The organism is Methylomonas koyamae (genome assembly GCF_006483455.1).
Taxonomy (GTDB): Bacteria; Pseudomonadota; Gammaproteobacteria; order Methylococcales; family Methylomonadaceae; genus Methylomonas; species Methylomonas koyamae_B.
Genome location: NZ_PPPU01000030.1, coordinates 24336 through 48324 on the forward strand (window position 1 = coordinate 24336; position 23989 = coordinate 48324).

Annotated in this window: 15 protein-coding genes; 14 read left to right on the forward strand and 1 reads right to left on the reverse strand. The window is 55.8% G+C overall.

The window, feature by feature from the left end; genetic code table 11:
* Positions 1–72: 72 nt before the first annotated feature.
* Positions 73–8013: a beta strand repeat-containing protein gene (locus C2U68_RS16315; RefSeq protein WP_140913534.1), complete on the reverse strand. Its 7941-nt coding sequence runs from the start codon at positions 8011–8013 to the stop codon at positions 73–75.
* Positions 8014–8345: 332 nt separating this feature from the next.
* On the opposite strand from C2U68_RS16315, the gene C2U68_RS16320 reads away from it, so the two are divergent.
* From C2U68_RS16320 to C2U68_RS16385, 14 genes are all read left to right on the forward strand, one after another.
* Positions 8346–10073, forward strand: coding sequence for a type I secretion system permease/ATPase (locus C2U68_RS16320; RefSeq protein ID WP_140913535.1), 1728 nt, complete (start codon positions 8346–8348; stop codon positions 10071–10073).
* Between the two features lie 3 nt (positions 10074–10076).
* Positions 10077–11393 (forward strand): HlyD family type I secretion periplasmic adaptor subunit, encoded by a 1317-nt coding sequence (locus C2U68_RS16325; RefSeq protein ID WP_140913536.1) that lies wholly within the window; start codon positions 10077–10079, stop codon positions 11391–11393.
* Complete coding sequence (locus tag C2U68_RS16330; protein WP_140913537.1) at positions 11393–12724, forward strand: TolC family outer membrane protein; 1332 nt, start codon at positions 11393–11395, stop codon at positions 12722–12724. The genes C2U68_RS16325 and C2U68_RS16330 overlap by 1 nt, the downstream gene beginning before the upstream one ends.
* Positions 12688–15465: an Hsp70 family protein gene (locus tag C2U68_RS16335; RefSeq protein WP_260839375.1), complete on the forward strand. Its 2778-nt coding sequence runs from the start codon at positions 12688–12690 to the stop codon at positions 15463–15465. The genes C2U68_RS16330 and C2U68_RS16335 overlap by 37 nt, the downstream gene beginning before the upstream one ends.
* Positions 15466–15481: 16 nt before the next feature.
* Positions 15482–16189, forward strand: a complete 708-nt coding sequence (locus C2U68_RS16340; RefSeq protein WP_140913538.1) for a cytidylyltransferase domain-containing protein — start codon at positions 15482–15484, stop codon at positions 16187–16189.
* Positions 16186–17166, forward strand: coding sequence for an NAD-dependent 4,6-dehydratase LegB (locus tag C2U68_RS16345; protein WP_140913539.1), 981 nt, complete (start codon positions 16186–16188; stop codon positions 17164–17166). Before C2U68_RS16340 ends, C2U68_RS16345 begins: the two co-directional genes overlap by 4 nt.
* Entirely contained in the window at positions 17159–18298 is a 1140-nt protein-coding gene (locus tag C2U68_RS16350) for a LegC family aminotransferase (protein WP_140913540.1), read from the forward strand. Before C2U68_RS16345 ends, C2U68_RS16350 begins: the two co-directional genes overlap by 8 nt.
* A gap of 445 nt (positions 18299–18743) precedes the next feature.
* Positions 18744–19442 carry a TylF/MycF/NovP-related O-methyltransferase gene (locus C2U68_RS16355; protein WP_140913541.1) on the forward strand — a complete coding sequence of 233 codons (699 nt, stop codon included), beginning with the start codon at positions 18744–18746 and terminating at the stop codon, positions 19440–19442.
* A 5-nt stretch (positions 19443–19447) separates the two neighbouring features.
* Positions 19448–20356, forward strand: a complete 909-nt coding sequence (locus tag C2U68_RS16360) for an ATP-grasp domain-containing protein (protein ID WP_222101923.1) — start codon at positions 19448–19450, stop codon at positions 20354–20356.
* Positions 20328–20975, forward strand: a complete 648-nt coding sequence (locus C2U68_RS16365; RefSeq protein ID WP_140913542.1) for an HAD family hydrolase — start codon at positions 20328–20330, stop codon at positions 20973–20975. The genes C2U68_RS16360 and C2U68_RS16365 overlap by 29 nt, the downstream gene beginning before the upstream one ends.
* A gap of 12 nt (positions 20976–20987) precedes the next feature.
* Positions 20988–22148, forward strand: coding sequence for a UDP-N-acetylglucosamine 2-epimerase (gene neuC, locus C2U68_RS16370; RefSeq protein WP_140913543.1), 1161 nt, complete (start codon positions 20988–20990; stop codon positions 22146–22148).
* Complete coding sequence (locus C2U68_RS16375) at positions 22148–22816, forward strand: PIG-L deacetylase family protein (RefSeq protein ID WP_140913544.1); 669 nt, start codon at positions 22148–22150, stop codon at positions 22814–22816. The genes neuC and C2U68_RS16375 overlap by 1 nt, the downstream gene beginning before the upstream one ends.
* Positions 22817–22841: 25 nt before the next feature.
* Positions 22842–23534 carry a cytidylyltransferase domain-containing protein gene (locus C2U68_RS16380; RefSeq protein WP_140913545.1) on the forward strand — a complete coding sequence of 231 codons (693 nt, stop codon included), beginning with the start codon at positions 22842–22844 and terminating at the stop codon, positions 23532–23534.
* Between the two features lie 104 nt (positions 23535–23638).
* Entirely contained in the window at positions 23639–23896 is a 258-nt protein-coding gene (locus C2U68_RS16385) for a hypothetical protein (RefSeq protein ID WP_140913546.1), read from the forward strand.
* Positions 23897–23989: the final 93 nt, after the last annotated feature.

Consider the following 23989-nt stretch of genomic DNA (forward strand, 5'->3'; position numbering starts at 1 on the left):
CCGGATTTTAGGCAATAAAAAAGCCGTCCCCGCTCACGCAGAGGACGGCTTCCGAGCTTTAGTGGTTAAGACTTATCCGATCAGGATGTCGTTAGCGCCGGTGCCGGACGTCGCCAACGCGTCGGCCGCGGCGATACCGGTCAATTTGATCAACAAATCGCCACCGGTGTTCTCCTGGAACACATAAGTATCGCCGCCGAAAGCGAAGGCACTGGTGGCGCCGTCTGCCGTGGTCATCAACTTGGCTACTTCAACCCATTCTGCCAGCGTATCGATGTCGGCAGCGTCGGCACCTCCCAATGTGATGACACCGTCGGTACTGTCAGCCGTCAGCACTTTCGCCGGGGTCACACCGCTGATTGCCAGTTTCACGTCGACAGCGGTTACGTCGGCAATAATCGTCGGTGTACCTTCAAGGTTTAATGTATCCGGGCCTGTGCCGTCAGCCAGGGTGAAACCGTTTACCGTATCGAAGCTGCCGCTTTGGATATTGCCACTGTCACCTGCCGCGAACACGAAGGTATCAGCACCTGTGCCGCCCGTCATGGTGTCGGCACCGGCACCGCCGGTAATGTTATCGGCCAAACTGGTACCGGTGATCGTGTTCGCATCGGAATCGCCGGTGATATTGACAATGTCGGTACCGGTATCGAAGGCGTTGCCGGAACCGAATGCGGTAAAGGTTAGGCCCGCCAAACTCACCGCGGTACCGCCGACGACATTGACTTGCAAGGTAGCCGCTCCGGCCGCCGTAGCGTTAACCAGCAAGGTTGAGCCGGTCAATTGTGCACCGGTAAACGTTGCGGTTTGGCCGGAGGTGATTATCAATTGCTCGACGTTGGTGATACCGCTGTTGCCCGCACCGGCGAAATCGGTGCTGGTCACGACTTTCAACGCGTCGAAATCAGCCCCGCCGTTAATGGTTTCGCCGAAGCTGACGTCGCCAGTGTTGAACAGGAAGGTATCGTTACCTGCGCCACCGGTTAGGTCATCTGCACCGGCGTCGCCATCGATGGTTTGAGCGCCGTCGCCGCCAACGATCACGTCAGCTACTGTGGTACCCGTTACTGTCGAGGTGGTTTCGATTCCGACCGTGTCGATCGTGCTGTAACCCAGCGTTGCCAACCTAGTCACTTGAGCCCCGGTCAGGAAATCCAGTTGGTTGGCGGTAATCGCGCCGATTTGGGTCGAGGTCAAGGCATCGAGCTGGCTGGTGGTCAGTACCGCAAACTGCGCTGAGGTCAAAGCCTGAATATCGAAAGTCGTCAATGCGTTCAACTGGGTTGCCGTCAGTTTGGGCAATTGGGCAGTAGTCAGCGCTTCCACTTGAGTCGTCGTCAATGCGTCGATTTGCGCGGTTGTCAACTTATCGATCACGCTGGTCGAAATCGCTCTGATCTGATCGGTCGTCATTTTTTGCAAATCGGCGACTTCGATTGAGGCGATTTGATCCGAGGTCAAAGCGCCGACTTGGGTTGTGCTCAACTGGCTGATTTGCGACGTGGTCAGCGATGCAATTTGCCCGCCGGCCCCGGCAGACAAGGCCGCGATTTGAGTAGTGGACAGGGCAGCCAGCTGAGTTGTATTCAGAGCCTGAATTTGCGATGAAGTCAGCGCGGTGAGGCCGCCGGTAGCCAACAGGCCTGCCACGTTGACGAAAGCCATGTCTCCGACTTCAACTTTAGCCACTTGCGCATTCGACAGTGCCGATACCTGGGTCGAGGTCAGCGCCGAAACTTGCAAGGTATCCAGGGCCACGACTTGGTCTGTGGTTAGTGCCCCCATCTGGTCGGTCGTCAATGCATTGATTTGGGTTAGCGACAGCTTTTGCAGATCGGCGGTTTGAATCGCTTCGATTTGCCGCGTAGTCAGTTGCGCTATTTGCGTTGCCGACAGTGCCGCGAACTGGGCAGAAGACAAGGTCGCGATTTGGCCGTCGGTTCCCAGCGTCAATGCCTGCAATTGGTTGGAGGTCAAGGCTCGCAACTGGTCTGTGGTCAGCGCTGCGATCTGGCCGTTGGTTGCCGTGGTCAAGGCTTGCAATGCCGAAATCGACAAGCCCTTGATCGCGTCGGTGGTGACTGCCCGTAAATCGGTCGTCTCCATTTTCGCGATTTGGTCGGCGCTCAGCGCACCTATTTGGGTTGAGCTTAGAGCTTGTACTTGACTGCTGGTCAGTTTCTCTACTTGCGAAGTCGTTAACGCCGCCACTTGTGTTGACGTGAACGCCTCTATTTGTGCAGTCTTCAACGCAGCCAGATCTGTCGTTTCCAGAGCTTGGATCTGGTTAGTCGTCAGCTTTTGCAATTGGGTCGCTGTCAACGCCGCGGCTTGCTCGGTAGTCAGCGCAGCGACCTGACCTCCAGCACCCAAGGTTAAAGCCTGAATCTGCGTCGTAGTCAACGCTGCAACTTGGGCAGTGGTCAGCGCGGCGATCTGGCCGTTTGTCGCTGTGGTTAACGCTTGCAGACTATCGGTTGTCAGACTTTGCAGAGCCGTGGCCGAGATTGCGCGCAGATCGGTCGTTTCCAGTCCGGCGATTTGGCCGGGCGTCAGTGCTGCAACCTGAGTACCGCTCAAGTTGGCCGCCTGATCGGAGGTTAACGCGGTAACCTGTGCCGAAGTCAATGCGGCGACTTGAGCCGTCGTCAAAGCCTGAATTTGCGGGGTTTTCAGCGCGGCAATGTCTGCGGTTTCCAAGGCCTGGATTTGCTTGGTGGTTAACTTGCTAACTTGTGTGGTCGTTAAATTGGCAATCTGATCGGTCGTCAACGAGGCAATTTGGCCATTGGCTTCCACAGTCAGGGCGGTCAGTTGCGTCGTGGTTAACGCAGCCACTTGGTTTGTGGTCAGCGAGGCGATTTGGCCGTTGGTGCCGGTGCTCAGAGCCTGCAGTGCGTCGGTGGTCAAACTTTGAATCGCAGTGTTGGTAACCGCGCTCAAATCTTCGGTTTCGAAGCCGGCCACTTGGCCCGGCGTCAACGAAGCCACTTGAGCACCGCTCAATTTTGCCGCTTGGTCCGAAGTCAATGCGGCGATTTGAGTAGAGCTCAAGGCAGCTACTTGGCCGGTTGCTCCGGTAGTCAAGGCCTGGATTTGAGCCGCTTTCAACGCCGCAATATCCGCCGTTTCCAGCGCCTGGATTTGGTCCGTCGTCAGCGATGCGATTTGGCTAGCTTGCAAATTCAATACTTGGGTTGAGGTCAGTGCGGCAATCTGGCCACCGGCGCCGGCAGTCAGCGAAGTCAGCTGGCTACTGGTCAGTTCGGTCAGTTGTCTGGTTGTCAGTGCAGCGATTTGGCCGTTGGTTGCCGTTGTCAAGGCTTGAATCGCCGAGCTCGACAAGCCTTTGATCGCGTCGGTCGTTACTTGCGCCAAGTCTTCGGTTTCCATTGCCGCGACTTGGTCGGCCCGCAACGACGCCATTTGTGCCGAGGTCAATGCTCCGGCCTGGGTAGTGGTCAGTTTTTGCACTTGGGTGCTGGTCAACGCGGCGATTTGACCGCCGGTGCCGGTTGTCAGAGCCTTGATTTGGTCCACCGTCAGCTTCTGTAGATCAGTGGTTTCAATCGCAGCGATCTGATCCGGCAACAGTTGCGAAATCTGCGTGGTTGTCAGCTTTTGAATCTGCTCGGTGGTCAGAGCGGCGATTTGGCCGGCGGTACCGACCGACAATGCCTGCAACTGGTCAGAGGTCAGCGCTTTGATTTGCGATGTGGTCAAACCGGCGATTTGGTTGCTGGTCAGCGCCGAGATTTGGTCGGTTGACAATCCGCTGATGGCTGTTGACGCGAGATAAGCCAAGTCGCCGGAATCCAACGCAGCAATTTGGGCGTCGGTCAACGAAGCAATTTGGCTGGAGGTCAGGGCTTCGACCTGGCTCGTCGTCAGGCTCTGCACTTGGGCTGTGGTCAATGCCGCGATTTGGCCCGTGGCACCTGTGGTCAGTGCCGCGATTTGAACCTTGCTCATCGCTACCAAGTCGTTGGTTTCCAGCGCCGTGATTTGAGCAATCCTCAATGCCGCGATCTGTGTGGTACTTAGTTGTTGAACCTGGTCTGCACTTAAGCTGGCGATTTGGCCGGCCGTGCCTTCGGTCAATGCCTGCACCTGGGTGGTGGTCAACGCGGCGATCTGGTCCGGCGTCAAGGCGGCGATTTGCACCGTCGACAACTCGGTGATTTTATCGGTCGATAACGCCCGCAACGATGTGGTCGACATATTGGCGATGACGGTGGTCGTCAAGGCCGCAAAGTCCACCGCCTGCATGTTTTCGACTTGGCTGGAGGTAAATTTATTGAACTGGGTATAGGTCAACGATGCGGCTTGGCTGGTCGTCAAGGCCTGAATCTGGTTCGCGTTCAGGACTGCTATTGCATCGGTGGTCAGCTTGGCTAGAGCGCCGGTGGCCCCAGTGGTCAGTGCGGCGAACGATGGAGTCGGCAAGTTGGCGACTTGGGTCGCGGTTAATTTCGAAGCCTGGTCTGCAGTCAATGCTGCAGCTTGGCTAGTGGTCAATGCGGCAACTTGCTGCGTGGTCAGGCCTTGCAGTTGGGTGCTGGTCAGTGCGGCAATCGCTTCGGTTTTCAGCGCAGAAATATCGGTAGTTTCGATTTTCGCCAACTGAGTGACGCTGAATTTGGTGACTTGGTCCGAGGTTAGAGAATTAACTTGCGCGGTCGTAAATTTCGCGATTTGCGAGGTTGTGAGCGCCGCAATTTGTGATGACGTCAAGGCGGCAACCTGGCCGGTTGCTCCGGTGGTCAGAATTGCGACTTGGTCGGTCGCCAACGCAGCGAGGACCGCGGTTGCCATGCCTTTGATAGCCGTCGTGGAGATCGCAGTGAAGTCAGCGGTTTCCATGCTGGCAATTTGCACCGAACTCATTCTCGCCAGTTGAGTCGAGGTCAACGCGGCCGATTGCGCCGTAGTGAATTTCGGCAATTGATCCGTTGTTAGTGCAGCAATTTGAGTGGTGGTCAGGCCCGCAACTTGATCTGTGGTCAGGTTAGCGATCTGGGTCGTAGTCAAGGAGGCGATTACGTTAGAACTCAAGCCTTTAATTGCATCGCTGCTCAATTTTTGGAAATCGGCGGATTCCAGGTTGGCGACTTGAGTCGTAGTCAAGCCGGTCAGTTGGCTGGAACTGAACGACGCGGCCTGGTTGGTGGTCAGTGCGACAATTTGGTCGGTGGTCAGCGCGGCAACCTGCAAACTGGTCAAGCCGGCGACTTGGCCGGCGCTGCCGGTGGTCAGCAATTGGATTTGATCGGTGGTCAGATTGGAAATGACTCCGGTCGACAAGCCTCTGATACCGCTGGACGAAAAGTTGACGAAATCCGCGGAATCGGTGGTTTCGCTGATCAACACACTGAATTGGCTGGTGCTAAGTGCCGCTACCTGAGCCGACGTCAGCGAAGCTTCCTGGCCGGAGCTCAAAGCGTCTAATTGTGTCGAAGTCAAGGCCGCAATCTGAGCGGTCGACAAACCGGCCAACAAGCCGGTGGCGCCGGTGGACATGCTGGCGATTTGGGCGGTAGTCAAGCCGGCGATCGTCGCAGTGGATAAGCCTTTGACGCCGGCCGGAGACAGTTTTGCGAAATCCGCGGATTCCATCGACGCGAATTGGTCGGAGGTGAATTTCGCGACTTGAGTCGATGTCAGCGATGCGGCTTGGTCGGTGGTCAACGCTGCGATTTGGCCGTTGGTGCCGGTAGTTAAAACGGCGATTTGTGCGGTAGTCAGTGCAGCAATCTGGCCGTTGGTGCCGGTAGTCAAGCTGGCGAATTGAGTGGTGGTCAAATTCGACACAATGTCGGTCGAAAGGCCTCTAATCCCCTGCGATGTAATCGCGGCAAAATCGCTGGCTTCCATCGACGCGAATTGGGCGGTGCTCAAGATTGCGACTTGGCTGGACGTCAAAGAACCGGCTTGAGCGGTCGTCAAGGCTTCGATTTGCGTCGGGGTCAACGCCTGGATTTGAGCAGTGGTCAGCGCGGCGATTTGACCGGTTGCGCCGGTAGTTAAGGCCTGAATTTGCGACGTAGTCAACGCGGCCACGGCATCGGTCGTCATGCCTCTGATGCTGGCAACTTTGACTTTCGCCAAATCGGCCGTTTCGAAACTGGTGATTTGCGCAGCGCTGAATGCACCCATTGCGGCGGATGTCAGCGACGCGGCCTGTTCGGTGGTCAGAGCGGCAATCTGGCCGGTCGCGCCGGTGGTCAAGGCTGCGATTTGCGCTGTGGTAAAGCCGGCTACGGCGGCATTGGACAGCTCCGCAAAGTCTGCGGTTTCAATGGCTTGAACTTGGCCGGTGGATAGTCTGGCGATTTGGGTAGCAGTCAACGCCGGTGCTTGCGTGGTAGATAGAGCGGAGATTTGGCTGGTAGTCAAAGACGAGATATTGGTTGTGGAAATGCCGGCGATCGCGCTGGAGCTCAGAGCCGCGAAATCCGCCGTTTCCATGTCGCTCAATTGGTCGGAACTGAATTTGCCGACTTGGGCCGCCGTTAACGAGGCCGCTTGGCCTGTGGTCAGCGCCTTAATATGGCCACTGGCGCCAGTGGTTAATGCGGCGATGGCGGTGGTGGTTAATTTTGACAGTGCGCCGGTGGAGCCGGTGGTCAATGCCGCGAAATCCGCGGTTTCCATGTTCGCAACTTGAGTGGATGTCAACGCGGCAGCCTGGGTACTGGTTAACGATCCGGCTTGCGACGAGCCGAATGCCACAATTTGGTCGCTGGTCAGGGCCGCAATTTGGGTAGTGGTTAAGCCGGCAACTTGTCCCGCGGTACCTGTGGTCAGTTTTTGGATTTGGGTGGTGCTCAACGAGGTCAGCGCTGAGGTGGTCATGCCTCTGATTGCACTGCTGGAGATCGCAACCAGATCGGTCGATTCCATCGCCGCAAACTGGCCGGAAGACAATGCCGCAACTTGGACCGAGGTGAATGCCGCCGCTTGTTGTGTCGACAAGGCCACGATCTGGCCGTCGCTTGCGGTGGATAGTGCGGCGACTGCAGCGGTGGACAAGCCTCTGATGGCATCGGAATCCAATGCGGCGAAGGCGGAGGTCGACAAGGTGCCGATTTGGGCCGATGTGATCGCAGCTGCTTGTGCAGAAGTCAGCGCCGCGGCTTGAGCCGAAGTCAATGCGTCGAATTGGGTTGATTTCAGGGCGGCGATTTGCGCGGTTGTCAACGCGGCGATTTGTCCGGCGCTACCGGTGGTCAGCGCGGCCAGTTGGGCGTCGGTCAGGCTGGCAACTGCTGAAGCAGTCAGGCCCTTAATCGCGGTGGTTGTAATATTCGCCAGGGCGTCGGTCGAAATTTGTACCGCTTGAGCGGAACTCAATCTGCCGACTTGAGCAGCCGTCAAGCCGTCGGACTGACTCGAAGTCAGGTTTTGAATTTGGCTGGTGGTGATCGAAGAAATGGCCGTGGTCGTTATCTGGCTGAGTGCGGAATCGGTTAACGCGCCGAAATCGGCGTCGTCGAGCGCTGCGATTTGGGCGCCGCTGAGAACCTTGGCCTGGTTAGACGTCAGCGATGCCACTTGGCCGAAGGAGAGTGCTTTGACTTGGGCCGTGGTCAATGCAGCGATTTGTCCGGCGCTACCCACGCTCAAACCGGCGATTTGACCATTGGTGCCGGTGGTCAGCAATTGAATCTGTGTCGTCGTCAGGCCGCTCAGGACGGCGGTAGTCATGCCGGAGATCGCGGCTGATGAGATTGCGCTTAGATCGGCATTTTCCATCACGCTGATCTGTGCGGACGAGAATTTGCTGATCTGCGAAGCGGAAAGTTTGTTGATCGCCTCTGTCGTGAAAGAAGGTATCTGGTCGGTCGTCAATGCGGCTATTTGAGCCGCGCTTAAAGACGGAATCTGCGTCGTCAATAAAGCCGCGATCTGTCCGGTAGCGCCTGTGGTCAGAGCCGCAATTTCAGTGGTGGTCAGAGCCGCAATCTGGGCTGGCGTCAAAGTGGTAATGTCTGTATCGGTAGTGATAGCCATAGTTGCGGTCCTGTATGATGGATTCTGAAATTCGGCGGCGTCGTTACTGAAGCGTCATGGCAACGCCCGAATATGTGTTTAGCTTTTCGGTAGCAGGCAAAAAAACTTTAGCGGTTTTTTACTGGCGAAAAGTTATAGCAGCATCTAGGCTGTTTAATTATCAGCCCTCTTTGACCACTGTCACAGTTTGGCCAATTGTCACGAAGTGTAGACACAAAACTGAGTGGCGCATCTAAATTTGCCGGGCGGCAAATTGCGCCGGATTTGGTGCGGCGTTGACGAGTGTGTAAAAATCGAGCCGTTTTCGCGAACCTTAAACCGCTAACCAAGGTATGAATTCCCCCCAATCCGATTTGATCGAAGCGTTACGGCTGTGTAAGGGCGCGTTTATATCTGCTGCCGGTTTTAGTTTTGTGATCAACGTATTGCAACTGGTGCCGACCATTTACATGTTGCAGGTTTACGACCGGGTGGTGCCGACCGGCAATCTGACGACCCTGTCGCTGTTGACGCTGATTTTGATGGTGTTGTTCGTGACCATGGGGGTGTTGGAGTGGGTGCGGTCGCAAATTTTGGTTAGGGTCAGCACCCGCATCGAGGTTCTGCTCAGCGAACGGTTACTGAAAGTGGCCTACAAAATGGCCCTTTATTCCAACGGCCAGCGCGCCAGCATCCAACCGCTCGACGATTTGACCGCACTACGCCAGTTCATGACCGGTAGCGGTTTGTTCGCCTTCTTTGATGCGCCCTGGCTACCGATCTACTTGGCGGTGATGTTCATGTTTCATCCCTGGTACGGTTGGGCCGGCGTGGCGACTGCGATCCTGTTGGTGATCGTCGCCTACGTCCAAGAAAAGACCACCAGCCGGATGCTGAGCGAAGCCAACAGCACTGCGCTGAACGCACGTAACCTGGTCAGTAAAAATTTGCGAAATGCGGAAGTGCTGGATGCGATGGGCATGCTGCCCAACATCCAGGGGCGTTGGTTGAACAGCGTGCATAAGGTGCTGCGGCTGCAGGCTATCGCCAGTTCCCGCGCCGGTCTGGTCAACGCCGTTTCCAAGTTGGTACGCTTGTCGTCGCAATCTTTGATATTGGCGCTTGGCGCCTATCTGGTCATCGAAAACGAGATTTCCTCCGGCCTGATGATCGCCGGTTCCATCCTGCTGGGCCGAGCCCTGGCGCCGATCGATATCGTGATCGGCACCTGGAAAGGCTTTATCAACGCCCGCGGCCAATACAACCGGTTGAACGAATTACTGGTGCAGATGCCGGCCGAATCGAAAAAAATGACCTTGCCCGATCCGGTCGGCGCCTTTCAGCTCGATATGGCACAAGTCACGCCGCCGGGGGCGAAAACGCCGGTCATCAAAGGCATCAGCATGGCCATCGGCAAAGGCGACGTGGTCGGCGTGATCGGCCCCAGCGGCGCCGGCAAATCGACCTTTGCCCGTGCCTTACTCGGTATCTGGCCGACTTCCAGCGGCACGATCAGGCTGGACGGCGCCGAAATCTTCAATTGGAACCGGGATGAACTGGGGCCGCACATCGGTTACTTGCCCCAGGATATCGAATTGTTCGAAGGCAGCATCAGCCAAAACATTGCCCGCTTCGGCGACGTCGAGCCGGAGAAAGTGATTGCCGCGGCAAAGATGGCCGACGTCCACGAACTGGTGCTGCATTTGCCGGACGGCTACAACACCGTGATCGGTGCCAACGGCGGCAACTTGTCGGGCGGCCAGCGCCAGCGCATCGGTTTGGCGCGGGCTTTGTACGGCAATCCGGTCGTGGTGGTATTGGACGAACCTAACTCCAATCTGGACGAACAGGGCGAAATCGCCTTGGGCCGGACCATCCAGCGGCTGAAAGCCAATAAGGTCACGGTGATCGTAATCACCCACCGCAACAACGTCTTAAACAATGTCGACAAGTTGCTGTTGCTCAGCGACGGCCAATTGTCGGTTTACGGGCCGAAAGACCAGGTTGTAGCCCACTTGCAAAAGGTTGCATTGCAAACCGCGCAGCAAGCAAGGGCCGAACAGGTCCAAGCCGGAGCTTAAACGATGAGTCAATCCCCGGAGCTGGAAACCATTTCTTTAGTCATCGACGACCGGCCGATCCGCAATATCGGTAACGCTGTGATATTTGCCACCCTCGGTATCTTCGGCGTCTGGAGTTATTTCGCGCCGTTGGACAGCTCGGCAATGGCACCGGGTTATGTGGCGGTCAAATCCCATCGCAAAACCGTGCAACATCTGGACGGCGGCATGGTCAGCGAGTTGCTGGTCAAAGACGGCGATTTCGTCAAGGCAGGCGATGTGATGATCCGGCTCGACGATACCTCGATTCGCGCGGAGCAGGATATTTTGCGCAGCCAGCAGATTACGTTGTCGGCTCAGGTCGCCAGGCTCAGCGCGGAGCGCGACCGCAAGCCGGCCGTCGAATTTCCGGATACCCTGCAGGACGCCGCCGACGCCCGCACGCTGGAGGCCAAACAAGCCGAGAGCCGGATTTTTCTGGCGCGAAAACTTTCCCACGAAGGGGAAATCTCGGTGCTTAAGCAACGCAGTACCCAATTGGCTAGCCGGGTCGAGGGCTTGCGCGGGCAACGCGCGGCCAAACAAGCTTTGGCCGAGTCGTATAAAGACGAACTCAAGGACTTGCGCGAACTGTTGGCGGAAGGTTTCACCGGCAAACAACGGGTGCGCGATATCGAGCGTAATTTGACATTAGCATCCGGCGAGATTGCGGCGCTGACCGCCGAAATCGCCGGCAACGAAATGCAGATCGGCGAAACCCAGTTGCAGATTTTGCAACTGGAGAAACAATTTCAGGAGGGAATCGCCGGCAAGCTCGGCGAGGCCCAAGCCCAACTTTTCGACGTGACGCAACGCTTGACCGCGGCCCGGGAAAGACTGGCCCGAACCGAAATCCGCGCGCCGGCCGCCGGCCGCGTGCTGGGTTTGACCTTACATAACGTCGGCACCGTGGTCGGTCCCGGTCGGCCGATTCTGGATTTGGTGCCGCAGAACGAAGACCTGATCGTCAATGCCCAGGTGTCGACGATGGACATAGACCGGGTGCACGAAGGCCTCAAAGCCGAAGTCCGGTTCAGTTCTTTCAAACAATCGGTAGTGCCCAAACTCGATGGTATCGTGACCAATCTCTCCGCCGACCGGCTCAGCGACGAAAAATCGGGGATGGCTTATTACCAAGCCCAAATCGAATTGACTCCGGACAGCTACGCAAAACTGGGCGAGGTGGAATTGTTACCGGGCATGCCGGCCGAGGTGCTGATCACGACCGGCGAGCGCACTGTGCTGGAATACCTGCTGCAACCGATCACCAACGCTGTGGCCCGCGCCTTCAACGAAGACTGATGAAACCGGCTTGGAGTTTTGCCTTAGCATTGGCGGTGTCGAGTGTCGGTCAGGCGCTTGCCGACGACCTAATCAGCGTTTACCAGCAGGCCTTGTCCGGCGATCCGAAATTGAAAGCCGCCGGTTTGAAACTGAATATCGGTACCGCGCAAAAAGAACAATCCTTCGGCGAGTTCTTGCCGCAAGTCACGGCGACCGGCAACTGGTCGCACAACGACCAGACCGTCAGCGGCAGTGGCCGCGAGGTCAACACGACTTATCCCGGCAAGCGCTACTACATCTCGGTCAACCAGTCGCTGGTCGACCTCGCCAAATTCTGGAACTGGCGCCGGGCCAAGGAAACCGAGAACGTCTACATCGAAGAACAAGTCGAAGCCGAAAACGCGCTGATCGACGATGTGGTCGAGCGTTACTTTGATCTGTTGCAAGCCGAGGACCAACTGAATTTGCTGCGCGGCGAAACCGAAGCCTTGGCCGTGCAGCACGAACAAATCAAACATCAATTTGCCAAGCAACTGGTCAAAATTACCGATCTCTATGAAGTCGAGGCCAGACTCGACCAATTGCAGGCCAGCCAGATCGAAGCGGAAACCGTACTGGTTAAGGCTCGGGAAAATTTGCGGGAGATGACCGGCAATCTGCCGCAAGACTTGGCGCGGTTACGCGAGGATATTGACTACCAGCCGCTGCAGGGTAATCTGGATGACTGGATCGCCGTCGCGAAAAGCGAGAATCCGCTGCTACGCGCCCAACTCAGTGCGATCGAAGCGGCCAGCGACGATGTGGCGATGCAACGCTCCCGGCATCTGCCGGTGGTCGATTTGCAATTTAATTACTTCAACAGCGATACCGGCTTTCAAAGTTCGCGCACGCCGCAAACCGAAGTGCAGACCGCCGGCATCAATGTCAGCGTGCCGATTTTCAGCGGCGGGGTGATTGCGGAAAAAACCAACGAAGCCCAGCACCGGCTGGAGTTGGCAAAAAACGAAAACGAAAGCAAAATCCGCGCCCTGGTCAAGGAAATCAGCGACGCGTTTTTAACCTCCAACGCCAGCGTGCGGCGGATTGCCGCGTCGGCCAAAGCCCTGGAGTCGGCCAAAAAATCGCGCGAAGCCAAGGAAAAAGGCTTTAAATTCGGCCTGGAAACCATCAGCGATGTGCTCGACACCCAGCAAGCCGAATTCCGCGCCAGACGCGATTTGGCTCAGGGTCGTTACAGTTACGTCAAAAATCGGATGCGTTTTTTACATGCGGTGGGTGTGATCTCGCCGCAGAACCTGGAAGAAGTCAACCAATGGCTGCAGCAGCCGCAATCCACCAGCCCGAACTAAGCATTTTGAATAACTCAGCCAGCCAATATTTAGTCGGTATCGATCTGGGTACCACCCATACCGTCGTGGCCTATGCCGCTGTCGGCGATCCGCACAAGACCATCCGCCTGTTCGAAATTCCGCAGATGACCGCGCCGGGCGAAGTCGCGTCCAAACCGTTGCTGCCTTCGGTGCGTTACCATCCGGCGGCGGGCGAATTGAGTGCTGAAGCCGGTTTCCTGTTGGCCGAGGATGGAGCTGTACTGGGCGAAGCTGCGCGAGTCCTGGGTGCCAAATCGCAGGGCCGCCTGGTCACCAGCGCCAAGAGCTGGTTGTCGCATACTGCAGTCGACCATACGGCACCGATTTTGCCGTGGGGGAGTGACGAGTCGGTATTCAAGGTATCGCCGCTGGCGGCCAGTGCGAGTTATTTGCAGCACGTGCGGACGGTTTGGGAGCAGCGCTTTCCCGACGCGCCGTTGGCGCGGCAAACTCTTGTCGTCACCGTGCCGGCCTCGTTCGACGAATCGGCCCGTTCTCTGACCTTGGAGGCGGCGAAATTGGCCGGTCTGGCCGACGTGCGTCTGCTGGAGGAACCGCAGGCCGTATGTTACGACTGGTTGCGCCGCCATGCCGGCAGTATCGAGCCCAGTCTGGCCGGCAGCCGCTTGATGCTGGTCTGCGACGTTGGCGGCGGCACCACCGACTTGACCCTAATCAAAATTGAATACGGCGCCGGCGAGCCCAAATTGACCCGCATCGGCGTCGGCGACCACTTGATGCTGGGCGGCGACAATATCGATCTGGCCCTGGCGCACTTGGCCGAGAGCCGGTTACGCGGCACCGAACGCAAACTGTCCAGTGCCGACCTGGCGCAATTGCTGGAGCAATGCCGCATCGCCAAAGAACGCTTGTTGGCCGACGATGCGCCGGATCAAATGGCTGTGACTTTGCTCGGCGGTGGGTCCAAATTGATCGGCGGTAGTAAAACCACAGCGTTGAGCCGGGAGGAAGTCAGACAGATTGCGTTGGACGGTTTCCTGCCTCTGTCGGGGCTGCAGGAACTGCCGGACAAGAAGCGCAGCGGGGTGGTCGAATTCGGTCTGCCCTACGCGGCCGAGCCGGCCATCAGCAAGCATATCGCCGGTTTTTTGCAGTCGCATGCCCAGGCCGCGCAACAGGCGCTCGGCGAGCAGAGCGTCGTACCCGATGCGCTGTTGTTGAACGGCGGCGTATTCCGCAGCCGGGCACTGGTGCAGCGGGTAACGGGGCTGCTGTCGGCTTGGCGCGGCGGCCGGGCGCCGACCGTGCTGGACAATCCGGACCCGGAATTGGCGGTTGCCTACGGTGCAGTCAGCTACGCCATCGCCCGCCGCGATAAAAAATTGCGGATCGGCGGCGGCGCGGCGCGCAGTTATTTCTTGCTGGTCGACAGTGCCGGGCAAACCCGGCGCGGAGTCTGCATTTTGCCGAAAGGCAGCGAAGAAGGGCATGAAGTGTTGCTGGCCGGCCGCCAATTTGCGTTACGCGTCGGCCAGCCGGTGCGCTTCCATTTGCTGTCGGCGAGTGGTGACGGCGATTACCGCACCGGCGACCTGGTCGAACTCGACGACGACCGCTTCCACAGCTTGCCGCCATTGGCGGTGGCGTTCGAAGGCCAACAGCGGGCCGAAGTCGCCGTGCAGTTGTCGGCAAGCTATACCGAAGTCGGCACCTTGCGTTTGCAATGCGTCGCACTGGATGGCGAGCAGCAGCGGTGGGATGTCGAATTTCAGATCCGCAAGGCCAAATCCGCGTTGGTAAATGCCGATCTGCCCGCGCAACTGCCGCAAGCCCTGGAAAAGATTCAGGCCGTATTCGGCGCCAAATCCAAACAAGTCGACCCGCAGGCGGTAAAAACCTTGCGCGCCGATTTGGAAAAAGTATTGGCCGCCCCGCGCGGCGAGTGGCAAACCCCACTGCTGCGCGAATTATTCAATGCCTTGCTGGACGGCAGCAAATACCGCCGGCGCAGCGAGCCGCACGAGCGGTTGTGGTTCAGTCTGGCCGGGTTTTGCCTGCGGCCCGGTTTCGGTTATCCGCTGGACGACTGGCGGGTGGAGCAACTGTGGAAGCTGTATCCGGAAGGCCTGCAGTTCGTCAACGAAAAGCAGAACTGGGCCGAATGGTGGACCTTGTGGCGGCGAGTCGCCGGCGGTTTGCCGGCCGAGGCCCAGCAACGCATTTTTAACGATATCGGCAAGTTCATCAATCCGGCCTCGGCCCGCCAGCCGGGGCTGGCGAAGCAACTCGCAACCCGCGGCTACGAGGACATACTGCGGTTGGCGGCATCGCTGGAGCGTTTGGCGGTGGCCGATAAATTGCAATTAGGCGAATGGCTGCTGAAACGTTTGGCCAAAGCCGGCGAACCCGAACAAAGCTGGTGGGCCTTGGGCCGGATCGGGGCGCGGATACTGTTTCACGGCAACAACCACGATGTGATACCGCCGGCTCAGGCATCCGCTTGGTTAAACCAATTGCTGGCTGCCGATTGGAAAAAGCAGGTGCAGATCGGCTTCGCCGCGACCTTGCTGGCGCGGCGTTGCGACGACCGCGTCCGCGATATCGACGACGACTTGCGCCGGCAAGTGCTGGATAAATTGAAACAGGCCAAAGCCCCGGCGTCGTGGCAGGACATGGTGGCCGAATACACAGCGCTTGACGAAAGCCAGGAAAAACAAATCTTCGGCGAAGCCTTGCCGCCGGGTTTGAAACTGATTTAGCGCTGGGAGATAAGTCATGGCGGCAGCATTCGATTTACTGGTCGTGGTTCCGGCACGGAGCGGCTCCAAAGGGTTGCCGGACAAAAATGTCCGGCCGCTGGCCGGCAAGCCGCTGCTGGAATGGACCGCGCAAACCATTAGGCAGGCCGGGTTGCCGCAGTCGTTGGCGCTGTTGTCGACCGATGCCGAAGCGTATGCCGAGATCGGCCGTAACGCCGGGCTGGCGGTGCCGTTTCTACGCCCGGCCTGTCATGCCACGGACGCTGCGTCGTCGCTGCAAGTGGTGGAACATGCCTTGGATTGGTTTCGCGGGAATCAGGGTTATTTGCCGGCTTGGGTCATGTTGTTGCAGCCAACCTCGCCGTTCCGCAGTCCGGCTATACTTCGCCAGGCGATGACATTGGCCAATGGCGGTAACGTCGATGCGGTGATCGGTTGCAAGGAAATCCAGCGCAACCTGACCACGTTGTTCCAATTGCGCGACGGTTTCATGCAAGCGCTGGACAACCGGCAACCGACTCAAGCCAGCCGGCAACAAACCCAGCCGTTGTTGACTCCGAATGGGGCGATGTATCTGGTTCGGACCGACTACTTGCTGGAATATAAATCGTTCTATCCGCCGCAGACCGTGCCGTTGGTGATGAACGCCATTCAAAGCCTGGACATCGACACCGCAGAAGACTGGGCTATCGCCGAGGCCTTTGTTAAACAAGGATTGGTATGAAAAAAGTATTAGTGACCGGCGCCGACGGTTTCATCGGCTCGCATCTGACCGAAATGCTGGCGGCGCGCGGCTGCGAGGTACGGGCTTTGGCGCAATACAATTCGTTTAATTCCTGGGGCTGGCTGGACGATGCCGCTTGCAAACACGACATCGAAGTAGTGTGCGGAGACGTGCGCGATCCGGCGTTCTGCCGCAGCATTTGCCAGGGCGTCGATACCGTATTTCATTTGGCGGCGTTGATTGCGATTCCGTATTCCTATGTCGCGCCGGACAGTTATGTCGATACCAATATCCGCGGCACCTTGAACATCTGCCAGGCGGCGCGCGATGCTGGTGTCGGCCGGGTGATCCATACCTCGACCAGCGAGGTTTACGGCACCGCGCAATACGTACCGATCGACGAAAAACATCCGCTGCAACCGCAATCGCCTTACAGTGCCTCGAAGATTGCCGCCGATGCGATGGCGATGAGTTTTTTCAATGCCTTCAATCTGCCGTTGACGATTGCCCGGCCGTTCAACACCTATGGTCCGCGCCAGTCCGCCAGAGCGGTGATTCCGACCATCATCAGCCAGATCGCCGCCGGTAAAAAGCAAATCCAGCTCGGCGACGTCACGCCGACTCGCGATTTCAATTACGTCGAAGATACTTGCCGCGGCTTCATCGCGTTGGCCGAGTCGGACAAAACCATCGGCGAGACGGTCAACATCGGTTCCAATTTCGAAATCTCGGTCGGTGACACCTTGAATCTGATCAAGGCCATCATGGTCAGCGACGTCGAATTTCTGGTCGACGAGCAACGTTTGCGGCCGGAAAAGTCCGAAGTCAACCGGTTGTGGTGCGATAACAGCAAGATCAGAGCATTAACCGGGTTTAACCCGGAAGTCAGCTTGGAAGATGGCCTGCGCCGCACCGTGGATTGGTTTTGCCGGTCCGAGAATCTGAAAAAGTACAAAACGGATATTTACAATGTTTGAGCGTTTGGTCGGTTTCGTCAGGGAGATTTACCAAACCGACGCTTTCATTCCGTTGCACGAACCGCGTTTTGCCGGCAACGAAAAACGCTATTTGAACGACGTGATCGACAGCACCTTCGTCTCCAGCGTCGGGCCGTATGTCAGTGAATTCGAGCGCAAGATTGCCGAATACTGCGGCGCCAAGCATGCGGTTGCCACCGTCAACGGCACTGCCGCGCTGCATATCGCATTATTGCTGGCCGGCGTCGGCCCCGGCGACGAGGTGGTCACCCAGGCGGTGACCTTTATTGCCACCTGCAATGCGATTCACTACTGCGGCGCCGAGCCGGTCTTCGTCGACGTCGATAGCGCGACTCTAGGCCTGTCGCCGGCGGCGTTGGCGGCGTTTCTGGAGCAACACGGCGAGCGCCGCGATGGCGGGGTTTATAACAAAACCAGCGGCAAGCGTATCGCCGCCTGCCTGCCGATGCATACCTTCGGCCATCCTTGCGATATGGCGGGCTTGCTTAAAGTTTGCGACCACTATGGAATCGCCGTCGTCGAGGATGCGGCCGAAGCGTTGGGTAGCCGGCTCGGCGATCGGCATTGCGGCACCTTCGGCAAACTCGGCGTGCTCAGCTTCAACGGCAACAAGATCATCACCACCGGCGGCGGCGGCATGATTCTGACCGACGATGACGAACTGGCCCGGCAGGCCAAGCACCTGACCACCACGGCCAAACTGGCCCACGCCTGGAAATTCGAACACGACCAAATCGGCTACAACTACCGGATGCCGAATCTGAACGCCGCGCTGGGTCTGGCGCAGCTGGAGCAGTTGCCGGCCTTCGTCGCGGCCAAGCGCGAACTGGCGGGCCGTTATCTGGCCTGGGGCGAGGCAAACGGCGTCGAAATTTTTCGGGAACCTGCCGGTGCGCGCGCCAACTACTGGCTCAACGCAGTGCTGCTGGAGGATCTGACCGCGCGCGATGCGTTGCTGGAATACACCAATCACCACGGCGTGATGACCCGGCCCTTGTGGGAGCTGATGCCGGATTTACCGATGTATCGCCATTGCCAAACCGATGGTCTCACGCAATCGCGAAGTGTCGTCAGGAGGTTGGTGAATATTCCCAGCAGCGTGCTATTCTGAATTGAATTCGTTGCTTACAAACTTGGGAGAAGAGATGGCAACAAGAAAGCAGCGAGGATTTGGTCTTATCTAATTCGGGATAATTTCGTGCTTTACCAGAATGAACAAACAATCGGTTTTGATTCCAGGCTTTATGCAAGCGAACGGGATTGAATGATTAGATTGATGTTGTGCCTAAGCCCGAAAAATTCAAAATGCTTGGTTCGGGTTGCGGTATTGGTTGTTGGCTTGGGATTCTAGGGTGCCATAGATATCGAAACATGCCGGATTTAACTGAGAAAGTCGTAGTACCTGCTATGAGTACGAGTAGGGTCGGTCCAGTCTTAGTTTATCTCGCCAAAATTGAATGTTTGATTGACGGGCTGTTGGAGAATTATGGAGTTTAGAGGCCTTTACAAGGGATTAGATTTCGCGCAACCACTTTAATAGTGCTCAGGAGAGCTTGATGAAACCATTGATAGAAAAATATCCCGCACCCATCAACTCCAAACTGGATAATTTCGAAAAATATGTCAGGCGCCAAGCCCTTTCACGATTTCTGGTTAGGTACGAATTGTTCCAGATGCAGCTTCATATCAAGGGCAGCATTATTGAATGCGGTGTTCATCATGGTGGCGGATTGATGGCGTGGGCCAAGCTTTCGGCTGCACTCGAGCCGTTTGCCTTGGATAGGCGTATCTTCGGCTTCGATACATTCGAGGGGTTTCCGTCGGTAAACGACAAGGATATCGGCTTGGCCACCAATGAACAAACCAAAGTCGGCGGACTTTCTACTTCATATGACGTCTATGCCGAATTACAGGAGCTGATCGGCGAATTCGATGAAAATCGGGTGCTTAACCAATTCGAGAAGGTGTTCTTGGTCAAGGGGAATGCCATGCAGACCATTCCAACGTTTTTGGAGCAGAATCCCCACGTTCTGATTAGTTTGCTGTTTCTGGATTTCGATCTTTACGATCCGACTAAAGTGGCTCTGCAGTACTTTCTACCGCGCATGCCAAAAGGTTCTATTCTGGCGTTCGACGAAATCAATAATCCTTGGTGGCCGGGTGAAACCATGGCCATGCTGGAGTTCCTGGATATCGGGCAAAAAGAGATAAGACGTTTCTCGTTCGATCCAAACATTGCCTATATCGTAATGTGATAAACATGATGCGCAAGAAGGTTTTGACTGAGGCGTCGGGTAGTTTGGTAAGCGGCTATTTGCTTAAAGCGATCAAAGACGCCGGTCATATCGCCGTGGCGTCCGATATCGATGAACAGTGCGTAGGGCGTTATCTGGCCGACGAATTCGTAAAAATGCCGTCGAAGCACGCTCCGGATTTATGGGTAATCGTTTCGGCTATTCTTGCTGAAAATCGCATCGATGTCGTCATACCTTCGCTGGATGAAACGCTGTTGGGTTGGGCAGAGAACAAACATCGGTTTGCCGCACAAGGTGTCGAAGTCATCATCTCTGATCCATCGGTGATCGAAACCTTTGTTGATAAATGGTTGGCGTACCGTTTTTTTGTTGAGAACGGCATACCAACGCCGGATTCCAGTTTGAACCAGGACTATCCGTTGGTCAAACCCCGTAACGGCAGAGGTGGACAAGGCGTTTGCGTCACCTCTGAGCCGGTCGATATGAACGGGATGTTGTCGCAGGAGTTACTGGAGGGAGAGGAATATACGGTCGATGTGCTGTGCGATAAGGCGTCGCGGCCGCTGTATATCGTGCCTCGCCGACGCATCGGAGTGAAAGACGGTAAATCGACACAGGGCATCGTCGTTAATCATGCGGAAATCGTAAAGGTAGTTAATGCATTGTGTCAGGCCACTCAATTTGTCGGTCCTATCAATGTCCAGTGTTTTTGCTGTAACGACGGTACGGTAAAAGTCGTTGAGGTCAATCCGCGCATTGCTGGTGGGATGGCGCTGGGATTTGCGGCGACGGAAAACTGGGTCGCGGTGTTGTGCAACAAACTGACTGGCGAAACGTTATATCGAGCCAAGCCGATTAACTACGGGCTCAGGATGCTGAGGTACTATGCTGAAGTCTTTGTATCCGAGCATTGACTGGCAGAATGTCAAGGCCGTCGGCTTTGATCTCGACGGTACACTTTACGACGAATTCGATTTCATATACCAGGTCTACCGGCCGATTGCGGAAAAGCTCTCCGCCGTGGTGGGAGCGGAGCCGGCAGACACTTATAGCGATTTGCTCAGATGTTGGCTTGACAAAGGCAGTTCGTATAACCGGATTTTTTCGGACGTGTTGGCGGCTGCCGGGATCGAACAGGGGAACGCAGAGCGGACTATTGGAGAGTGCCTTGAGCTGTTCAGAACCTTCCGGCCGGTTTTGCAATTAAATCATCGCGTCGTGAGCCTGCTGGAGTTTATGGCCGAGTACTATCCGTTATTTTTGGTTAGCGACGGTTCTTGCGCACTTCAGCGCGCTAAATTTGACGCTCTGGGTTTGGGGTCTTGGTTTAGGCCGGAAAACATTGCTATTTCGGGGTGCCTGACTTGCCGATCCGAAAAACCGGCTGCCGTTGCCGTGGATCATATCGCGATTTTCAATGGGGCTTGTGATCCCTCCGAGGTTGTTTTTTTCGGCGATCGGACCGTCGATCGCTTGTTTGCCGAGGCGGCGGGGTTCAAATTCGTTGGTGTTAAATGTATGTGGCCTGTTTGAGGATGGATCGGCATGGGTAAGAGGATGGTGCTTGGCGTTACGGGTATTCGTTCCGAGTACGACATTCTGTCTTCGGTGTTTAGCGCAATTGATCGCCACCCGATGCTGGAATTGGAAGTCGCGGTGACCGGTGCGCATTTGGCTGATGCCTACGGTTATACGGTGGCTGAGATTCGCAAAGACGGGTTTAAGGTCGCCGATGAGATCGAGAGTCTGGTCAACGGCGATCGAGCGTCGTCGCGAGTCAAGGGGTTGGCTTTTCAGTTGCAAGGGTTGGTGCAAACGGTTAGCAGAGTAAAACCGGATTTTCTGTTGGTTTTAGGGGATCGGGAAGAGGCGATGTCGACAGCATTGGTAGGTGCCTACATGAATGTGCCGGTGGCGCATATAGCTGGCGGGGACAGAGTGGTAGGCAATGTCGACGATCAAGTGCGGCATGCGGTTACCAAGCTAGCACATCTTCACTTTGTCACCAATCAGGAAAGTTACCAGCGGATTATTCGTCTCGGCGAACAGCCGTTCAGGGTGTATGACACCGGCAATCCGGGGCTGGATCGATTGTTGCAAGTGCCGATTCTTACTGCGGAACAACTTTCGGCGCGTTTGGGGTTTGCCGTCGAGGACGGTGAACCGTTGATTTTGTTAATTCAACACGTTATTTCAACCGAAATCGAACAGGCTTATTGGCAAATGCGGCAAACCTTGGAAGCTGTTAAGGCTCTGGGTATCAAAACGGTTTTGATTTATCCCAACTCCGATGCCGGAGGTCAACAGATTATTAAGGCCATCCGAGAGTATGAAGACTTGCCGTTTCTGCATGCTGTTAAAAATATGCCTCGGTTGGAATTTGTTAACGTCATGCGCCGGGCCAGTTGTATGCTCGGCAATTCCAGCGCCGGTATTTTGGAATCACCCTTGTTGAAGCTGCCTGTGATTAACGTAGGCAATCGGCAAAAAGGCCGTTTGCATGCCGAAAATGTCGAGTTCGTGCCTCACGATGTCGACTCGATCATCGCCGCGGTGAAAAAGGCCGCGTTTGATGCGGATTACCGAAAACAGGTCGGCCGCTGCCGCAACCCTTACGGCGATGGCCGATCCTCACAGCGGATCGCCGATATTCTGGCGAGCATCGCAATCGACGAAAGCTTGTTGATCAAGGACATAACGTACTAATGACAAACGTAATAGCGGTGGCTCCGCATGCCGATGACGAAACCTTAGGTTGCGGTGGCACTTTGCTCAGGCACGCTCGGGCCGGCGATCGAATCCATTGGTTGTTGTTGACCAAAATGACGGCGGAGCAGGGTTTTAGCGAAGCGCGTATTTCAGCCAGAGATCGGGAAATTGCCGAAGTGTCGCGTCATTACGGGTTTGCTTCAGTCGATGTGCTTGATTTTCCGTGTACCCGTTTGGACTCGATTGCCAAGGGTGACTTGATTGCGAAGATCTCGAGCGTATTCCAAACGCTGCGGCCGGAAGTTGTTTATTTGCCGTTCCGCGGTGACGTGCATTCCGATCATGCGGTTGCCGCCGATGCGGTCATGTCGTGCTGCAAGTGGTTTCGTAACGGCACAATCAAACGCATTTTGGCTTACGAAACCTTATCGGAAACCGAGTTCGGTATCAGGCCCGACACTTTAGGTTTTCGACCGAATGTGTTTGTGAATATTGAAGATTATTTAGAGCAGAAGCTCGAAATATTGCAAATTTTTGCCGGCGAACTCGGCGAGTTTCCGTTTCCGAGAAGTATTGAAGCCTTGCGTGCGCTGGCGATGTTGCGTGGCGCGACAGCCGGTTGTCAGGCTGCGGAAGCGTTTGTGCTGTTGAGAGAAATCATCTGATCGGCATAAAAAACGATAAAGCCTCATGAAAATTTTAGCGTTCATACCGGCACGCAAAGGCAGCAAACGTATCACGGATAAAAATATCAGGCTGCTCAGCGGCAAACCGTTGATTGCCTGGACGATAGAAGCGACCTTGGCTGCCGGCTTGGATATGGATGTCGTGGTATCGACCGATTCTACGGAGATTGCTGCCATCGCCGAACAGTACGGTGCCCAAGTACCGTTTCTGAGACCTGAACAACTCGCCGGTGATACTACGCCGACCTTCGACGTACTCGAATACACGTTGAATGCCTTAAAAATGGTCGGCAAAAACTACGATGCAGTTGTGCTGCTGCAACCGACCTCACCATTGCGTAAGGCAATACATATTGCCGAGGCCTTGCAGTTGTTGGAACAGCCCGAGGTACGTTCGGTGGTGTCGGTATCGGAGTTGGACTACCCGGTAGAATGGAGCATGCCGTTACCTGAAGATCGGAGCATGGACAATTTTATTGTTCAAAACGAACAAGCGTTAAGGACGCGTAGTCAGGATTTTTCCAAGCGCTATCGGTTGAACGGTGCGGTTTACTGCGCCAGAACCGCTGATATTTTGCAGCACAAAAGCTTTTATATGCGGCAAGGAACTCGAGCCTACATTATGGATAAGGCGTTTGCGGTTGATATAGACGATTTGTTTGACTTTGAATATGCGGAGTTTTTGATCAAGCGGTAGCTGAAGGGAGTGTTTTGTATTTGGATGAGATGTTGTTGCTTTTACAGTCGTCTCTGTGAATTCTTGATATCGTGTTCGAACAGGTTGTTGAAAAAAGGAAACCTGTGGAAAAGTTCCCCCAAAATCAGCGGATTTGCCGCAAAAAGCCACTCGGACGCAACCAACATCAATGGCTTACATTATTGTGTTTTGCGCGGAACTTATTTTTAGCCCCAAAAATGGAGAGAGTTTTTAAATTTCAACAGTCTGCTAAGTGGGTTTATAAAAAATATTTTCAGCCCGGTGCTTACGCAACGTTTTGCGGGTTTTTAACCAAAAATGAGAAATCCCCCGGCTTTGCCGGGGAGACAGCAAAAGTTTGACATTAAGAGGAGTCCATCAGGACACTCCGGAGCGTGAGCCGCCAAGCAAACGCAAGAGGAGAACCTGATGTAAGAGAGAAGTGGCTCCATTCG